The organism is Lentibacillus halophilus, from assembly GCF_039522485.1.
Lineage (GTDB): Bacteria > Bacillota > Bacilli > Bacillales > Amphibacillaceae > Lentibacillus > Lentibacillus halophilus.
The window spans coordinates 129,711-145,026 of sequence record NZ_BAAADM010000002.1 but is presented as its reverse complement, the minus strand read 5'-3'; the positions used below and the strand labels follow the sequence as shown (position 1 = coordinate 145,026).

The following is a 15,316-nucleotide window of genomic DNA, read 5'->3' as shown; positions in this document are numbered from 1 at the left end:
CTAACTCTTACTCGGCGGGCATCCCACCCACTATATGTTACGACCTAAGCCCGGTCGCTCTGCCAGGCACTTAAATAAAGACATATGAATAGTTTCTTGCAGAACGTCAAAAAATAGCCTACAAACTAAATGGGAGGTCGTCAAGCTAAAATGGTACATCCACCAAAATTAACAGCATCGGAAATCTCTAATCTTTGGACATCCTATCAAAATGATTCGATGGCAATTTGTGGGCTTAAGTATTTTTTGGCCAACATTGAAGATCAGGACATTCGATCCGTTCTTGAATATGCTTTAGATATTTCAAAACAGCATATTCAGCGTGTTACGGATATTTTTCAATCGGAAAATTATCCGGTTCCGGTAGGATTTACTGACCATGACGTTAATGTGGAAGCCCCGCGTCTTTTTTCGGACGTTTTGTATTTATCGTACATCCTCAACATGGGTAAATTCGGTCTTAGCTCATACAGCTTAGCTTTATCATTATCGTCTCGAGGAGACATCATTGAATACTATTCCGATTGTTTAACTGAGACGACAAAGCTCCATAATTGGGCTAAAAGCCTTGCTAAAGAAAAGGGGACGTATGTTCGCGCGCCCCAAATTCCAACCCCTGAACAAGTGAGTTTTGTTAAAGATACAAGCTTTTTATCCGGAGGGTTATTCGGTGCCCCTCGACCATTGCTGGGTGTTGAAATAGGGGACCTTATTTACAATGCCAAACGAAATGCGCTTGGACAAGCGCTCATTACCGGCTTTAGTCAAGTCGCAAACAATAAAAATGTTCGTCAATATTTTGAAAGAGGACGAGAAATATCGGGCAAGCACGTAGAAATATTTAATTCATTACTTCATCAAAATTACCTTTCCGGTGTGACCCCTTTAACCGCGGAGGTCACCGATTCAACCGCGGCGCCTTTTTCTGATAAGCTTATGATGTACCATGTTTCAGCATTGGTTGCTTCCGGGATTGGGCAATACGGCGTGTCCATGTCCACCAGTCCACGTCGGGATTTAGGGATCGATTATGCCCGTTTAATGGCGGAAATTGCCAAATACGCTAACGATGGTGCTAAATTGATGATTCAAAACGGTTGGATGGAACAACCGCCCGAGGCCGCCGATCGTCAAGAATTAGCGAAAAAGAAGTAGGGAGGGGCGTTGGATGGCATGGAAAAATTGTTTTGGTCCATCGCACTCCCCGGATTCGGCCAGCTTTTAAACGGAAAATATATCAAAGGTATCCTACTCATTGCTCTTGAATTTATGATCAATGTCCAGGCCAATTTTAATGAGGCTATCCTTTACAGTTTCCAAGGAGACATTCAAACAGCCATAGCGCAAACCAATTATGGATGGTTAATGTTTTATCCCTGTCTGTACTTTTTTGCCATGTGGGATGCTTTTAAAGATGCGGATGAGGGACGATCACGCTTTGCATTTTTACCGTTTGTTTTTTCGGCTTATTTTGTAACGGTTGGTCTGATTTACTCTAAAACATTAACCCTGTTTGGTATGCTGTTCGGCCCTGTTTGGCTGCCGATATTGTTTGTGATTCCCGGGGTGTTGATTGGATTCATTGTGAAAAAAATCATGCTATACGTAACATAAAAAGGTGAAATTATCATTCCAGGTCTCACCTTTTTGATTGTTTTTTTCGTTCTTCTAAAGAACAGCTCCTTTAATGGCATTATTGGCCATTTAGTGAAAAAGGGTGTGCTGCGTTAATGATCGGACTCATGATTGCCATTCTTCTTTTTAACTTGGTTGCTTTTACAACCAATAAACGGCTGACTAAAAATCAAATCGTGCATATATGGATATTCACAATGGCACTTCAGCTGCTTGTTGATTTATTCATTGATGGAAAATATCACGGCTATTGGTACTTTTCTAAAGCCATTGATTGGACATCCATTCCTGCATTAACCGTATTAATTCCACCTGTGAATATGATATTTTTGAATTGGTATCCGTTTGAACGGTCTTTCTATAAACGCATTCTTTATATTCTATGTTGGGTAGTGGTTATTACGTTTTACGAAGCCATTACGTTATTGCCTGAACCATGGGGGTATTTTAATCACGGGTGGTGGCATTTGTGGTATTCCGCACTGGTCAACCCCTTCTTACTTGTAACGGTTTTACGTTATTATAAGTGGATCTGTACCATTGAAAATCAGTGCGAGTAATGTCTTTAATAAGTCGGGAACCGCGATGAAAAGGGGTGATCCCGACGTTTTCTCTAAATGTCGATATTAAATTCTTCCCGGCACCATTCGCAAAACAATCGATAGTCCTGATTGACCTGATTTTTGTAAAACATCGTCATAGAGGATTATTTCTCTTCGCTGCTGCCCCCCTTTGACGGGATTTGGTTTGTTGCGAACACGGTGATCCCACTATGCGTTCGTAATAAAAGCGTTTGTTATTCCAAGCCCCTTAATTTTATCCAGATTTTGAAGCAATTGTTTTCTCTCGGAATATGGACCGACCTCTACACAATAGAGTTCTCCTGTATCCGTTTGATAGACTTGAATGTCTGCGTCCATGTTGTTCTTCGTTATGACATTATACTGATGCTGGGCATTTCCCTTCTTATCAGTTGTGCCAGCAACTATTTTATACGTCCCCATAAAAATCCTCCTGGTTTGTTTATAGATAGTATATTCAGCTGTTAAGCAGGGGAATGGTTGATGACCATGGCTTTTTGTAAATTGATTAAATAATCTAATAGAATCTTTTGACAAGAGCGCTTTATATAGCTTTACATACAGTCTCAGACCTGATAAGTTGAATTTGCAACAATAATAACATTTCCATAAGACAGTGCTAACAAGTTAATCATACTTGTTATCGTTTAATTGTGGAATCGGTGTCAATAATACTGACATGAATACGCACATATGATGGTGAGGAGGTGGTAACGTGCATGAAGAATGGTATTTTTTGGATACCGGCCATCTTGATGCAGCAGTGAATATGGCATTAGATGAGGCACTTTTGAATTGGCATAGGGAAGGGGAGATCCCACCAACATTGCGCTTTTACGGCTGGTCCAGACCGACGCTTTCGGTGGGGCAGTTCCAAAAGATTCATAAAACGATTGATTTTGATGCGATTCGTACATATCAGTGTCAGTTTGTCCGACGTTTAACTGGCGGCAGTGCGGTTTTGCATGATAATGAGTTAACTTACAGCGTGGTTGTATCGGAGGATCATCCTGGTATTCCTGCGTCTGTCAGCGATGCCTATTATGTTTTGTCAAAAGGGCTTGTTGAAGGATTTAAGAATCTGGGTATTACGGTGGATTATGCGATGCCGGATAAACATGCAGCAAGAGATCGTTCTGCGGTCTGTTTTGAAAAGGCTGCTTTTTATGAAATGATGGCTGATGGCAAAAAATTATCCGGGAATGCGCAAACGAGACATCAAGGTGTTCTGCTTCAGCATGGATCGATCCCCATGGATATGAATACCGATATGCTTTACGATTTATTTCGTTTCTCCAATGAAGACATAAAGCAAAGGGCGCGTGAATCGTTTCAGAAGAAGGCGATCACTATTGATCAATTGACGAATAAAACGCACACATACGACATGATGAAAGAAGCTTTTTATACCGGGTTTGAAACGGGTCTGGATGTAACGCTGCACCCGTTTGAACTGTCAAGCCAACAGTGGGACGATGTGTATCATTTGGCTGAAACAAAATATCGTACAACAGATTGGAACTATCATCGATTGCGAAAGGAGTCTGTAAAACATGGTTAGAAACTATCAACATATACGGAAGCCGGAATGGTTAAAAACAGACCTGAAAACGAACAAGTCCTATAACGGCCTCAAAAAATTAATGCGGGAAAAGCAGCTGAATACAGTATGCGAAGAAGCTCGCTGTCCAAATATTCATGAATGCTGGAGTGAGCGTCAAACAGCGACATTCATGATTTTAGGCAATGTATGCACACGCGGATGCCGGTTTTGTGCCGTAGCAACCGGACGGCCAAGTGAGCTGGATTGGGGTGAACCGGAGCGCGTGGCTGAATCCGTGGAAATTATGGGGTTGAAGCATGCGGTTATCACGGCTGTTGCACGTGATGATTTAAATGATGGTGGCGCGGCCGTTTTTGCTGAAACTGTCCGGGCTATCCGCCGTAAAAATCCGGGGTGCACGATTGAAATATTGCCATCGGACATGAAAGGTGATTATGAAAGCCTTTATACGTTAATGAACAGTGAGCCGGATATATTTAACCATAACATTGAGACTGTTCGCAGACTGACGAGGAAGGTGCGTTCGGTTGCTACATATGAACGCTCACTGAAGCTGCTGGAGCGTGTCAAAGAAATCGCCCCAAATACACCGACCAAATCGAGCATCATGGTGGGATTGGGTGAAACAAAGGACGAGATCGTTGAGGCGATGGATGATCTGCTCGCCCACAATGTGGATATCATGACGATCGGCCAATATATGCAGCCATCGAAAAATCACTTGAATATCGAACGGTACTATCACCCGGATGAATTTGAAGAGTTAAAGCAAATAGCACTGGAAAAAGGGTTTCGCCATTGTGAATCCGGTCCATTGGTAAGATCATCCTATCATGCCGATGAGCAGGTGAACGCTGCTTCCAAACAGAATCGCATCAAATATATGAAAGGCATTGAAGAACAGGAACAAGAAAAAGTTTTTTAGTACGAAAAAGACACTGGAACATAACTAAATCCAATCTTTTCCGCATACGAACCATATATTTAAGAAGCAGTTACCACTTCAGGAAATATCATTAAATGAAATATCCGAACCAATTCAGGTTATTAACGAATTGTCGTTCGGATTTTTCTTTAACTAAAATCTCTGTCCAAATCTTTTTCCTCATAAATTTAAATAGCAGCGTTGTATAATGGTCTGGAGGATGTGTTTGCGAATGCACTTGTATATCCTATTTCAGTTTCATTTGGAAAAACATTTTTTAGCTTTCCCAGCCTTTTCAGATGTGATCAAGTTGTATTAATATAGACATATAATCCAATTGACTTGGATAAGGGGGGGGGGAGCAAGTTGCCGATTAATGTACCGAAAGATTTGCCGGCGCAAGAGGCGCTGAGAGAAGAAAAGATATTTGTGATGGACGAGGGGCGTGCTGTAACACAGGATATTCGCCCGTTGAATATATTGATCATTAATTTGATGCCGGAGAAAGAAAAAACAGAACTGCAAATTTTGCGTCTGCTTGGAAACACCCCGTTGCAGATCAATATTACGTTTTTACGTATGGCTACTCATAAGCCGAAAACGACAAGTGAGTATCATTTAGACAATTTTTATAAAACATTTGCAGACGTAAAACATCGTCGTTTTGACGGGATGATTATTACAGGAGCCCCTATTGAACATCTTCAGTTTGAGGACGTGAATTACTGGGAGGAATTGACCGACATTATGGAGTGGTCAAACGACCATGTCACCTCGTCTCTCCATGTCTGTTGGGGAGCACAGGCGGCATTGTATTACCATTACGGGATTGATAAATTTCCATTGTCAAACAAGGTGTTCGGCATTTTCCAGCACCGCTTAATGGATCCGAAAAACAAACTGCTGCGGGGTTTTGATGAAGTCTTTAACGGGCCGCATTCGCGTTACACCGATGTCCCGACTGATAAAATTGCGAACCATCCGGAGCTATCCCTATTGGCGACCACCTTTGCTAACGAAACATTTATCACAATGTCAAACGATGCCAAACATATCATGGTGACCGGGCACCTGGAATATGACGCCACAACGCTGGCCGATGAATATGAACGGGACTTGGAAAAAGGCCTCAAGATTGATATGCCACAAAATTATTTTCCAAACAACGATGTCAACGAGCGGCCATTGAATACGTGGCGTTCGCATTCGCATTTGTTGTTTTCCAATTGGCTGAACTATTTTGTGTATCAACAGACACCGTTTGTCTGGGGATAAGTAAAATGACCTATTCTGTCATAATGAATAGGTCATTTTTAATATTAAGCAAACGATGAGATTCAGGAAGATGCTTGGTCCTTCGTGTTGTCTTGTTTCTTCCAAAGCTTGCCCGGCCAAAATGCCACATTGCCTAACACCGTTGTGATAGCTGGAACAAGCGGCGGACGGAGGATAAATGTATCGGTGTTTTGAGCTATGAGCAATCGTTTGCGATGATTTCCGGAAAAAACAGTGCTACCATATAGGTATATAAATGGTGATGATGGAAGGGATACAGTTGATTTATGTCATTAGTACGATAATAGCATTTGCCGCCGCCTTTATTGGAAGCCTTGTGGGCATGGGCGGTGGCGTTATATTAATTCCGAGTTTATTATTTCTGCATCAATACTCGGATATGTTTTCATGGGCCACCCCGCAAGTCATTGTCGGGCTCTCACTGATTTCCATGGTGTTCACGGCGTTTTCCTCGACACTGTCTTATTATAAAAACGATCGGATTCATGTAAAAATCGGCTTGCTGTTTCTGACTGGAAGCATTCCGGGAAGTGTGCTGGGGGCGTGGCTGAATCAATTTGTGAATGCGGATTATTTTTCGCTGTATTTTGGGTTTTTGATGATCGCTTTATCGTTTGTGTTTTTGATTAAAAAAAAGCAACAAACGAATGCGGAGCCTTTACGGACCAATAATCCGATTGTGTCTGTGTTTTTCATTTCCTTGATTGTGGGAATAATATCCGGACTGTTTGGAATTGGCGGCGGTTCGATAATTGTACCGGCTATGATATTTCTGTTCGGTTTGTCCATTCATACCGCTGCAGCGACATCCATGTTTATTATTTTATTTATCAGCATCATCAGCGCCATCACGCATATTGTATTGGGTCATGTTGCTTGGGCGTATGTTTTATTATTCGTTCTCGGTGCCTGGATCGGTGGTACAACAGGAGCCAAAGTGAATCAGCTTATCAATAGCAACATATTGGAGTGGATACTCCGGCTGCTTCTTATTGTGGTAGGAATCAGACTGATTATTGAAGGTATGATGTAAGGAGTAATGACATGCAGGAAAAGCTTTATTTTTATTATACGAATGATTTACATAGCAATTTTGACAATTGGCCACAGGTTGCAGGTTTTGTTAAAGACCAAAAGAGCCGCATGTTGGTGAAAGGGGCGTCGTGTTGGCTTGTGGATATAGGGGATCACGTTGATCGTGTCGACCCCATAGCGGAAGCATTCCTCGGAAAAGCTAATGTGCGTTTAATGAATGATGCAGGCTTCGATTTTGCAACGCTCGGGAACAATGAAGGCATTACTATGGCTCATGAGGATCTTCATGAATTATATAATGATGCGGTATTTGAGGTGGTTTGTGCAAATTTGCACAGCATGACCGATTCTGATCCGGATTGGCTGCAATCAGTCGCTTATACGCAGTCATTCGGTGGTGTCCGTGTTGGTATTGTTGGTCTGACAGCGCCTTTTCGTACCTTTTACGAATTATTGGATTGGCGTGTATCCGATCCGTTGCCGACACTTAAGAAACAAGTGCACCATTTAAAGAAACACACGGATATTATTATTTTGTTATCCCACCTCGGTTTGAGTGAGGATCAGGAAATCGCCCGCCGCATGGATGATATTGACGTTATTATTGGTGGGCATACCCATCATTTGCTCCGGACCGGGGAAATGATTAATCATACCATGCTAACGGCTGCCGGCAAACATGGTGCATTCGCCGGAGAGGTCATTTTGACATGGGATCATGCATCGCAAAGCCTTGTAGGCCAAGAAGCATATACAACCGATATAAGCCACCTTCCCAAAGATATGGAGACAATGGAAACGCTGCAGTCACTATCCGACGAGGCTGATCGATTGCTGGATGAGCCGGTTGTCCATTTGGAAGAACCTCTGGAAGTAAAATGGTTTCAGCGTACATTGCTGATGCAGCGATTAACCGCTGTTTTGCAGCAGTGGACCCGTGCGGATGCTGCGATGCTGAATGCGGGCATGTTATTGGATCATTTTCCGGCTGGTGCTGTCACCAAAAAAGATATCCACCGTATTTGTCCGCACTCGATCAATCCATGTACGATTCAGTTGCAAGGAGACGAATTATTGGAGGTTATTCGTGTCTCTCTTACCAAGGATTTAACGGAAATGAAGCTGAAAGGATTCGGATTTCGCGGTGAAATCATTGGAAAAATGATCTTTGCAGGGCTGGACGTGGATACCGTCGTCCGGAAAGATGGCAATGAATATGTCCAGTCCGTCCGGCACCATGGTAAAAAGCTCGATCCGGATAAAACCTATACCATCGCAACGGCTGATACATTCACATTTGGCCGGCTCCTTCCGGAAGTGGCCAAATCAGAAGTAAAGCACTACTTTTTGCCTGAAATGATGAGAGATTTGCTCAGTCACACGTTAAAAAAATACGTTTCCAAGCCGTAACAGGTTACATCAGGCGCTTCTCCTGCATAACGTATTGTATCGTTTGAAGGGAGGCGCATAGATGGTAACGGTCAGCCAAATGGAAATTGAAGGTAAATATTTCACGGCTTTAACAGCGTCATTACCAAAAACAAACTTATTGGTTATCTCCAATGATGTCGGTTACATTATGTGTGGTGCATTGGATGTGGATCTTTTTAACGGCGCGCTAGCAGACAGACAAGTGATCGCCGGCCGGGCCAGAGGTGTCAAAACCATTGATCAATTGCTTCATGCCCCGCTGGAAAAAGTGACAGATGCATCAGGTATGTATGGCTGGGAACCCGGCATGACCGGCAAAGATGCTTTAATGAAACTGGTATAGGCGGACGTCGGACAGCATAGACAACATATGATCCAATAACTGATTCTAACCCCCTTAAAACAAGCATAAGCTGCTTTTAAGGGGGATTTCACGTTGCGAAAGCGATTCGGTAAAAAGAGAATGGGCGGGGGACCACCTTCCGTCAAAAACATGTTGATCATAACAGTGATATTATTTGTACTAATGGTTGGGTTGAGTATCGTCATCATTGACAAAGGGCTCAAACCGACATTAATGGAAGTGGCCCAATCGAAAACGACTGAATTTGCTACAAGAGGCATTAACACAGCCGTCCGCTTTGCTGAAAACTACAATTACGATGATTTGTTGGATATTACATATGATAATGAGGGCAAAGTGACACGATTTGGCTGGAATTCCGCTATCGTCAGTGAAATTAACCGGGTGGCGACGGACCGTGTGGAAGAATATTTCCGATATATGAACACTGGAGAGCCGCCGGATTACGAAAATTCGTTGTTTGAACCGAAAGAATTTGAGGATACGACGGAAAACTTGCCGCAAAAAGATCCCACCGTTGTAGAGATTCCGATTGGGCAAGCTACCGGTAACTCCATCCTGGCAAACCTTGGACCGACGATACCCGTTAATTTTGAATTTGTTGGAAACGTGAAAACCAATATTGTACGGGAAGACGAACCGTTGGGTATTAATGGTGCGTGGGTGTCACTGTATGTTGAGGTGGAGGCTGAAGTACAGATCATTATCCCGTTTACAACGGATACGAAAACCGTCAGTACGGAAATTTTTGTTGACAGCGGAGCACTGATGGGGGATATTCCGAATTTTTATGGTAGTGGTAGTGGTAGTGGGGGAAATCCATCTATATCAGTTCCGAAAAATGAGATTAAAGGGGGTAACCAAGGTAACCAAACACAATGATGATGTCCGATATCAATGACTGCCTAAAAGGCTGAGTGAACGGAAATCTTTGACATCGAATGAAAACATCGTTATAATACGATCATAATTTCTGAAAAAAACAAACATTTATTATGATTTCTTTCACATTCGCGTGGTGTGAAAGGAGTGGAAAGGGGAGGTTTTAACGATGGCTAATCGTTCACAATGGGGAACCAGAGCGGGCTTTATTCTTGCCGCTATTGGCTCTGCGGTCGGATTGGGCAATATTTGGCGTTTTCCGGCGACAGCTTACGAAAATGGTGGCGGCGCCTTTATGATTCCATATCTTGTTGCATTGCTGACGGCGGGTATCCCCATTTTAATCATGGAATTTACCATGGGGCACAAGTACCGCGGGTCGTCACCACTGACGTACAGCAGAATCAATAAAAACGCTGAGTGGGTCGGCTGGTGGGGCGTCATTATCGCATTCGTTATTTCGACGTATTATTCCGTTATTATTGCCTGGGCAATATCTTACTCCATTTTCTCCTTAAATTTGAGTTGGGGACCGGATACAGAGGCTTTTATGACGGAAGATTACTTACAAACGGTAGCTGCCGGTGAGTTTGGTGGTTTTGTACCCGGTGTGCTCATACCTTTGATTATCGTTTGGCTGGTTGTTTTAGGCGTTCTTTACAGAGGTGTCCGAAAAGGCATTGAAATCGCCAATCGTATATTTATCCCGACGCTGGTCGTTGTGTTTTTAATTATTGTTATTCGGGCTATAACGCTCCCGGGTGCACTGGAAGGATTGAACGCATTTTTTACCCCGGATTTGAGCGCTATTTTGGATGGCCAAGTATGGGTAGCGGCATATGGGCAAATTTTCTTCAGTATGTCGATTGCATTTGCTATTATGATTACGTATTCCAGTTATTTGCCGAAAAAGTCCGATTTAACCAATAATGCGTTTATTGTTGGATTTGGAAACTCCAGTTTTGAATTGCTGTGCGGCATCGGTGTTTTCTCCGTATTAGGCTTCATGGCCGTGGAGCAAGGGTTGCCCGTTAATGAGGTTGTAACCGGCGGTGTCGGTCTGGCATTTATGGTGTTCCCGCAAATTATCAACCAATTCCCGGCTCTGAATGAATTATTCGGATTTTTATTCTTTGCTTCGTTGGTGTTGGCCGGCATGTCATCGCTCATATCGATTATTGAGACATATATTGCCGGTCTGGTGGATAAGTTCAACCTGTCCCGCGGAAAAGCTGTCTTGTTTGGCGGAGGTCTTGCGGCGCTTGTCTCGTTGGTGTTTGCCACGCGCGGAGGTCTGAACTTCCTTGATGCGGCCGATTATTTTATCAACCAGTTCGGCGTTGCCTTTATCGGCCTCGTGGAAGTTGTGCTCATGGCCTGGATACTCCGTAAACTTGGCGATTTCCGGAAGCATGCGGATGCTATATCCGATATTAAACTGGGCGTTTGGTGGACATTCAGCCTGAGTGTCATTACACCGATTGTCTTGGGTTATACAATGTTTGATTTATTCAAAACAAACCTCCTGAAAGAGTTTGATACCGAAACAGGGAACTACGAAAATTATCCGGACTTCTTTGTTACGTACAACGGTTGGTTCATTGCAGGCGGTGCCATTATGGTTGGTATTATACTTGCGTTGATTAAATGGAGACGGTCCAGCGATCGTGATGACGACTATTCGGAGGGGGCGAGATAAATGACGGGAAGCGCTATAATATTTATGGTTATCTCAATGCTCATTATATGGGGCGGTTTAGCCGCCAGCATAACGAACGCCGTCAAAAAAGCCAATAAACGTTGACTTGAACGAAGAGCTTCACCTGAAGTTAGGTGAAGCTCCGTTTATTAATCGCTCTGTGTCATCCGTTCCCATCTTTTTAAATAAGGATGAGGATTAAAGGTCCATTCTTTTGTTCCATTATCCTGATACATGCCATAGTGCAAATGGGGTGGGAACTTTCCGGATGTGCCAGGCGGCCCGTAGCCCGTTGATCCTACTTTGCCAAGTACGTCCCCCGGTTGAACGACATCCCCGACGTCCAGATCATTATTATACGAACTCAAGTGGGCGTAGTAATGGTAAATGTTATTGATATCCCGTATACCAATCCGCCAACCGCCGTATAAATTCCATCCTTTCAGTTCCACCACGCCATAGGTGGTCGATTTTACCGGTGTTCCGTAATCGGCAAAAATATCCGATCCTTCATGAATCCGCACACCACCGAAACCACGGCGATCTCCAAAATTGTTGTTAATCGTGTAATTGTAGTTGGTATCCAAAGGAAAATCCCTTTTTGTCAGTTTGATACGGTTAAGTTTTTGGAATACGTTTGCTGTGTTGACAATGGTTTGCACGGTTAAGTCCCGTTGATAGTAATGCCATAAGGCTATTTTCAAGTCATCTTTTGTTTGGCCGTACGTCAACAATATGTTTGCCATCGTATATAAAACATCTTCCGGCTGATCCGGATCGGCCTTTCCATCTCCGTTTCCGTCTTTTCCTTCGCCGTTAAAAAAAGAAATAATGCGGCTGTCTGTAATCATGGAGCTATTCCCCAGTCCGAACCACTGTTCATTAGGTATGGAAATGGAAACGAGATCATCGTCGGAACTGTCGTCGTTGCTGTTTCGCTCATATTGATCAATAGCCGCTATATAGTACCAGGGGATCTGGGTCATGGCTTCGGTTTTTCGGTACAGAGCCATCCGTTTGTCGTGGATGGATTGATCCTCGTCTTTCTCTTTGGACTGAACAGCTGTGACTGGATGAATGCTAAACAGACAGACAACGGTGAGCAGACTGATGCATTTTTTCAGAATGACGATTCGCCTCCTTCCATGAATAGGTCGCCGTTATTCGTGCTTATTCACGTCCTTGCGGTGACGCTTGCATCCGTTCAATAATCTGATCAATCGTATTATCATAATCGTCACTCCGGGTGCTGGAATTGTGCAGACTTTGGATATCCTGCATAATGACGTCATTATCGGATACGTATACATCCATATAACCCGGCAATATAGAATCGGCTGATTTTTTTGCTATGTCAGCAGCGTCATCCGTACCGAAATCGTCGTTTTTAGCATAAGCTATGAGCGCTTCTTGATCCGTGACAAGGGCTGCTACTTCGTCAAAACCGTCGCTGCGTAAAATGATACGAGCAATCATATTCGCTAACTTGGTACGGTCAATGGTGATGGTGTGATTTTTTTCATGCTCATTGTCCACTTGTTCTTTACTGTATCGGACATAGCCAAGTTTATCATCGCCACTCGGGTTGTCCGGTGTGTGATCGTTTTCCGGGTTCAATTCGTCAACGATTTGTTCCCGTTCGTCAGCTGCATTGTCGTTACCATTGCAACCGGTCAGTACGACGAGAACGATAAGTGATAAAGCGATAAGCCATTTTTTAATCATGTCGGTCCTCCTATTGATAAACATAGTGATTTGTGTTTAGTTTGTGGCTTTTGATAAAAATCATACGGTTCATGATGTGAAAATAGTGGTTGAATACTCCGGCAATGTGATACCATTGCCATAATACCATTGGAGTGATCATGATGATTGAAGTACAAGGGAAATATTACGAAGTCGTGGAGGATGAAAAAAACGGTTTTCAGGAAGAAGCGGTGAAAGAGCGGTTTTCTGACATTTTGTCCAAATATGATTTCATTGTCGGTGACTGGGGATATGAACAGCTCCGACTGAAAGGATTTTACGACGATCAGAATCCCAAAGCGGGCTTTGACACAAAAATAAGCACAATGGATGATTATTTATACGAATACTGCAATTTCGGCTGTGCCTATTTTTTACTGAAAAAGGTCGATGAATAACGTAAAAAGGCAGCGGTCTTCATGAGACTACTGCCCTGTCCGGTGATTCATTCATCGTGAAGAGGATGGGCGCCGGGTGTTTGCCTTGGCAGATCATCGTGTTGTTCTCTATCCGGATATACAAACGCGCTATCCCGTTTTTGACCGTCTTCCCATGGTGTAGACTTACTTTCAACAGGTTCGTCATCATTTATTTCTGAGCCAAACGGGCCCTCCGGAAACTCTTCAGGAATAAGCTTATTTTGTTGATTCCGCACATTGGAAAAGTCGCTGTACTGACGTTTGTCTTTTTTCGCCATCGATTCACCCTCCTTCGTATGTCTTATCGTGTGCAGTGTTCTCATATAAATGGCCGTTAATATATTCCATAACCATGAATCGTGTTGTTTCATTTCTGCCTGCGTGGTTTTTTGTGCTACGATATAGACAACAGTATACAGTTGGAGGTATCGCCATGTATTTCGTTGATCAGACGAAAATAGAAGAGACATTGACCTATATGGAACACATACTTAATAACGTTCATCATCACGAGGCGGATACATTGAAAGACAAGTTGTTTCTCGAACGGGCCACCGAAGTTATTATTGAATCGATGTTGGATGTCGGCAATATGATGATTGATGGGTTTATTATGCGGGATCCAGGTGGTTTTGAGGATATTATTGACATTCTTATCGATGAAAAGGTGCTTCCGGATGTTGATGAAACCGGCTATAAAGCCATCATTCGACTCAGGAAAATGGTGGTAAAAGATTATTTGGCGATCGATCATGCCTTGCTGGAGAACACGTTGCATCAGCATTGGGCGATGCTGATACAATTCAGTGACCATGTTAGAAACTATTTAAAGGATGAGACAGGTGTGGCCAATGCGTTTTCCAATGATGAGACATAGGCAGTCGTTGTTGACGGTACGCACCCTGATGATGAAAGAGGTGGGGGGATGGTATGACACCGTATCAGGCATACGTCATTGACCTTGATGGGACGATGTATCGGGGAGATGAGCCGCTTCCATTTGCCCGCGCATTCGTTGACAAACTGGCAGCCAAACATATTCCATATCTGTTTTTAACAAACAATTCGTCCAGAACGCAGGAACAGATTGCGGCTAAATTGGAGCATATGGGGATTCGATGCCGTCCAGAGAACGTGTTGACAACGAGCATAGCAGCAGCAATATTTATAAACCAACAGAAACCCGGCGCTCGCTGTTATGCCATTGGCGAGGACGGGCTGTTTGATGCATTGAAAAAGGAAGGTCACCGCATTGCCGGTGATCATTGTGATGTTGTCGTCATTGGGATGGACCGTGACCTCACGTATGAGAAGTTGTCCAGGGCGTGTTTGGAAGTGCAAAACGGAGCTCTGTTTCTTTCGACAAACGGGGATGTTACCATTCCGACTGAACGCGGGCTTGAACCAGGGAACGGGGCACTGACATCGGTTATATCCGTCAGTACCGGGAAGGATCCCATTTTCATTGGCAAACCGGAGTCCCTTATTATGGATCAAGCGTTAAAGCAGCTTGGTACGGACAAAGCATCAACCTTGCTGGTGGGGGACAATTATGATACCGACATTCTGGCCGGTATACATGCTGGGATGGATACGCTGATGGTGTTCACCGGTGTGACCCCATATGAACGCTACCCCTCCTTGCCCGAAAAACCGACATATTATGTGAATCAATTAAATGAATGGCTGCCACATATATAGACGACGGATCCCATCAAAGAGGGTCCTTATTTTCTGCA

Annotated in this window: 19 protein-coding genes; 15 read left to right on the top strand and 4 right to left on the bottom strand. The window is 43.5% G+C overall.

Annotated elements, in window-relative coordinates; genetic code table 11:
• Positions 1-150: 150 nt before the first annotated feature.
• The 3 genes from ABDZ72_RS00745 to ABDZ72_RS00735 all read left to right on the top strand — a co-directional run bounded on the left by ABDZ72_RS00745 (position 151) and on the right by ABDZ72_RS00735 (position 2,195).
• Positions 151-1,155: a DUF3231 family protein gene (locus tag ABDZ72_RS00745; RefSeq protein WP_343750516.1), complete on the top strand. Its 1,005-nt coding sequence runs from the start codon at positions 151-153 to the stop codon at positions 1,153-1,155.
• Positions 1,156-1,173: 18 nt separating this feature from the next.
• Complete coding sequence (locus tag ABDZ72_RS00740) at positions 1,174-1,614, top strand: hypothetical protein (RefSeq protein WP_343750515.1); 441 nt, start codon at positions 1,174-1,176, stop codon at positions 1,612-1,614.
• A 116-nt stretch (positions 1,615-1,730) separates the two neighbouring features.
• Positions 1,731-2,195, top strand: a complete 465-nt coding sequence (locus ABDZ72_RS00735) for a CBO0543 family protein (RefSeq protein ID WP_343750514.1) — start codon at positions 1,731-1,733, stop codon at positions 2,193-2,195.
• 210 nt (positions 2,196-2,405) lie between these two features.
• Here ABDZ72_RS00735 and ABDZ72_RS00730 read toward each other — a convergent pair whose 3' ends face one another.
• Positions 2,406-2,639, bottom strand: a complete 234-nt coding sequence (locus ABDZ72_RS00730) for an SPOR domain-containing protein (RefSeq protein WP_343750513.1) — start codon at positions 2,637-2,639, stop codon at positions 2,406-2,408.
• Between the two features lie 292 nt (positions 2,640-2,931).
• Here ABDZ72_RS00730 and ABDZ72_RS00725 point away from each other — a divergent pair, with 292 nt between their 5' ends.
• The 9 genes from ABDZ72_RS00725 to ABDZ72_RS00685 all read left to right on the top strand — a co-directional run bounded on the left by ABDZ72_RS00725 (position 2,932) and on the right by ABDZ72_RS00685 (position 11,517).
• Positions 2,932-3,777 carry a lipoate--protein ligase family protein gene (locus ABDZ72_RS00725; RefSeq protein ID WP_425542319.1) on the top strand — a complete coding sequence of 282 codons (846 nt, stop codon included), beginning with the start codon at positions 2,932-2,934 and terminating at the stop codon, positions 3,775-3,777.
• On the top strand, positions 3,770-4,705 hold the full coding sequence (gene lipA / locus ABDZ72_RS00720; RefSeq protein WP_343750512.1) for a lipoyl synthase: 936 nt from the start codon (positions 3,770-3,772) through the stop codon (positions 4,703-4,705). The genes ABDZ72_RS00725 and lipA overlap by 8 nt, the downstream gene beginning before the upstream one ends.
• A 366-nt stretch (positions 4,706-5,071) precedes the next feature.
• Positions 5,072-5,980, top strand: a complete 909-nt coding sequence (gene metA / locus ABDZ72_RS00715; protein WP_343750511.1) for a homoserine O-acetyltransferase MetA — start codon at positions 5,072-5,074, stop codon at positions 5,978-5,980.
• A 280-nt stretch (positions 5,981-6,260) separates the two neighbouring features.
• The gene (locus tag ABDZ72_RS00710; protein WP_343750510.1) at positions 6,261-7,034 is read left to right on the top strand and encodes a sulfite exporter TauE/SafE family protein; all 774 of its coding nucleotides are present in this window, start codon (positions 6,261-6,263) and stop codon (positions 7,032-7,034) included.
• Positions 7,035-7,045: 11 nt separating this feature from the next.
• Positions 7,046-8,446 (top strand): bifunctional metallophosphatase/5'-nucleotidase, encoded by a 1,401-nt coding sequence (locus ABDZ72_RS00705; protein ID WP_343750509.1) that lies wholly within the window; start codon positions 7,046-7,048, stop codon positions 8,444-8,446.
• Positions 8,447-8,507: 61 nt separating this feature from the next.
• Positions 8,508-8,810: a YunC family protein gene (locus ABDZ72_RS00700; protein WP_343750508.1), complete on the top strand. Its 303-nt coding sequence runs from the start codon at positions 8,508-8,510 to the stop codon at positions 8,808-8,810.
• A 93-nt stretch (positions 8,811-8,903) separates the two neighbouring features.
• Positions 8,904-9,713 carry a sporulation protein YunB gene (gene yunB / locus ABDZ72_RS00695; protein ID WP_343750507.1) on the top strand — a complete coding sequence of 270 codons (810 nt, stop codon included), beginning with the start codon at positions 8,904-8,906 and terminating at the stop codon, positions 9,711-9,713.
• Positions 9,714-9,882: 169 nt separating this feature from the next.
• A complete protein-coding gene (locus ABDZ72_RS00690) occupies positions 9,883-11,412 on the top strand; it encodes a sodium-dependent transporter (protein WP_343750506.1) in 1,530 nt (509 codons plus the stop codon).
• Positions 11,413-11,517, top strand: a complete 105-nt coding sequence (locus ABDZ72_RS00685) for a methionine/alanine import family NSS transporter small subunit (RefSeq protein ID WP_343750505.1) — start codon at positions 11,413-11,415, stop codon at positions 11,515-11,517.
• Positions 11,518-11,561: 44 nt separating this feature from the next.
• Here the strand turns inward: ABDZ72_RS00685 and ABDZ72_RS00680 are convergent, their stop codons facing one another.
• Positions 11,562-12,491: a M23 family metallopeptidase gene (locus ABDZ72_RS00680; RefSeq protein ID WP_425542322.1), complete on the bottom strand. Its 930-nt coding sequence runs from the start codon at positions 12,489-12,491 to the stop codon at positions 11,562-11,564.
• A 91-nt stretch (positions 12,492-12,582) separates the two neighbouring features.
• Positions 12,583-13,137 carry a YhcN/YlaJ family sporulation lipoprotein gene (locus ABDZ72_RS00675; RefSeq protein ID WP_343750504.1) on the bottom strand — a complete coding sequence of 185 codons (555 nt, stop codon included), beginning with the start codon at positions 13,135-13,137 and terminating at the stop codon, positions 12,583-12,585.
• Between the two features lie 143 nt (positions 13,138-13,280).
• Between ABDZ72_RS00675 and ABDZ72_RS00670 the strand changes: the two genes are divergently transcribed.
• A complete protein-coding gene (locus tag ABDZ72_RS00670) occupies positions 13,281-13,556 on the top strand; it encodes a YutD family protein (RefSeq protein ID WP_343750503.1) in 276 nt (91 codons plus the stop codon).
• A 47-nt stretch (positions 13,557-13,603) separates the two neighbouring features.
• On the opposite strand, the gene ABDZ72_RS00665 is transcribed toward ABDZ72_RS00670, so the two are convergent.
• Positions 13,604-13,855, bottom strand: coding sequence for a hypothetical protein (locus tag ABDZ72_RS00665; RefSeq protein WP_343750500.1), 252 nt, complete (start codon positions 13,853-13,855; stop codon positions 13,604-13,606).
• Positions 13,856-14,010: 155 nt separating this feature from the next.
• Here ABDZ72_RS00665 and ABDZ72_RS00660 point away from each other — a divergent pair, with 155 nt between their 5' ends.
• Positions 14,011-14,454 carry a DUF86 domain-containing protein gene (locus ABDZ72_RS00660; protein ID WP_343750498.1) on the top strand — a complete coding sequence of 148 codons (444 nt, stop codon included), beginning with the start codon at positions 14,011-14,013 and terminating at the stop codon, positions 14,452-14,454.
• 53 nt (positions 14,455-14,507) lie between these two features.
• Positions 14,508-15,278 (top strand): TIGR01457 family HAD-type hydrolase, encoded by a 771-nt coding sequence (locus tag ABDZ72_RS00655; RefSeq protein WP_343750496.1) that lies wholly within the window; start codon positions 14,508-14,510, stop codon positions 15,276-15,278.
• Positions 15,279-15,316: the final 38 nt, after the last annotated feature.

What these genes read in the sequence shown, in the direction of transcription:
- ABDZ72_RS00740 (WP_343750515.1), top strand. Translation starts at nt 1,174, where the DNA reads ATGGAAAAATTGTTTTGGTCCATCGCACTCCCCGGATTCGGCCAGCTT.
- ABDZ72_RS00670 (WP_343750503.1), top strand. Translation starts at nt 13,281, where the DNA reads ATGATTGAAGTACAAGGGAAATATTACGAAGTCGTGGAGGATGAAAAA.
- lipA (WP_343750512.1), top strand. Translation starts at nt 3,770, where the DNA reads ATGGTTAGAAACTATCAACATATACGGAAGCCGGAATGGTTAAAAACA.
- ABDZ72_RS00690 (WP_343750506.1), top strand. Translation starts at nt 9,883, where the DNA reads ATGGCTAATCGTTCACAATGGGGAACCAGAGCGGGCTTTATTCTTGCC.
- ABDZ72_RS00705 (WP_343750509.1), top strand. Translation starts at nt 7,046, where the DNA reads ATGCAGGAAAAGCTTTATTTTTATTATACGAATGATTTACATAGCAAT.
- ABDZ72_RS00655 (WP_343750496.1), top strand. Translation starts at nt 14,508, where the DNA reads ATGACACCGTATCAGGCATACGTCATTGACCTTGATGGGACGATGTAT.
- ABDZ72_RS00730 (WP_343750513.1), bottom strand. Translation starts at nt 2,639, where the DNA reads ATGGGGACGTATAAAATAGTTGCTGGCACAACTGATAAGAAGGGAAAT.
- ABDZ72_RS00685 (WP_343750505.1), top strand. Translation starts at nt 11,413, where the DNA reads ATGACGGGAAGCGCTATAATATTTATGGTTATCTCAATGCTCATTATA.
- ABDZ72_RS00745 (WP_343750516.1), top strand. Translation starts at nt 151, where the DNA reads ATGGTACATCCACCAAAATTAACAGCATCGGAAATCTCTAATCTTTGG.
- ABDZ72_RS00665 (WP_343750500.1), bottom strand. Translation starts at nt 13,855, where the DNA reads ATGGCGAAAAAAGACAAACGTCAGTACAGCGACTTTTCCAATGTGCGG.
- ABDZ72_RS00735 (WP_343750514.1), top strand. Translation starts at nt 1,731, where the DNA reads ATGATCGGACTCATGATTGCCATTCTTCTTTTTAACTTGGTTGCTTTT.
- ABDZ72_RS00660 (WP_343750498.1), top strand. Translation starts at nt 14,011, where the DNA reads ATGTATTTCGTTGATCAGACGAAAATAGAAGAGACATTGACCTATATG.
- ABDZ72_RS00675 (WP_343750504.1), bottom strand. Translation starts at nt 13,137, where the DNA reads ATGATTAAAAAATGGCTTATCGCTTTATCACTTATCGTTCTCGTCGTA.
- ABDZ72_RS00700 (WP_343750508.1), top strand. Translation starts at nt 8,508, where the DNA reads ATGGTAACGGTCAGCCAAATGGAAATTGAAGGTAAATATTTCACGGCT.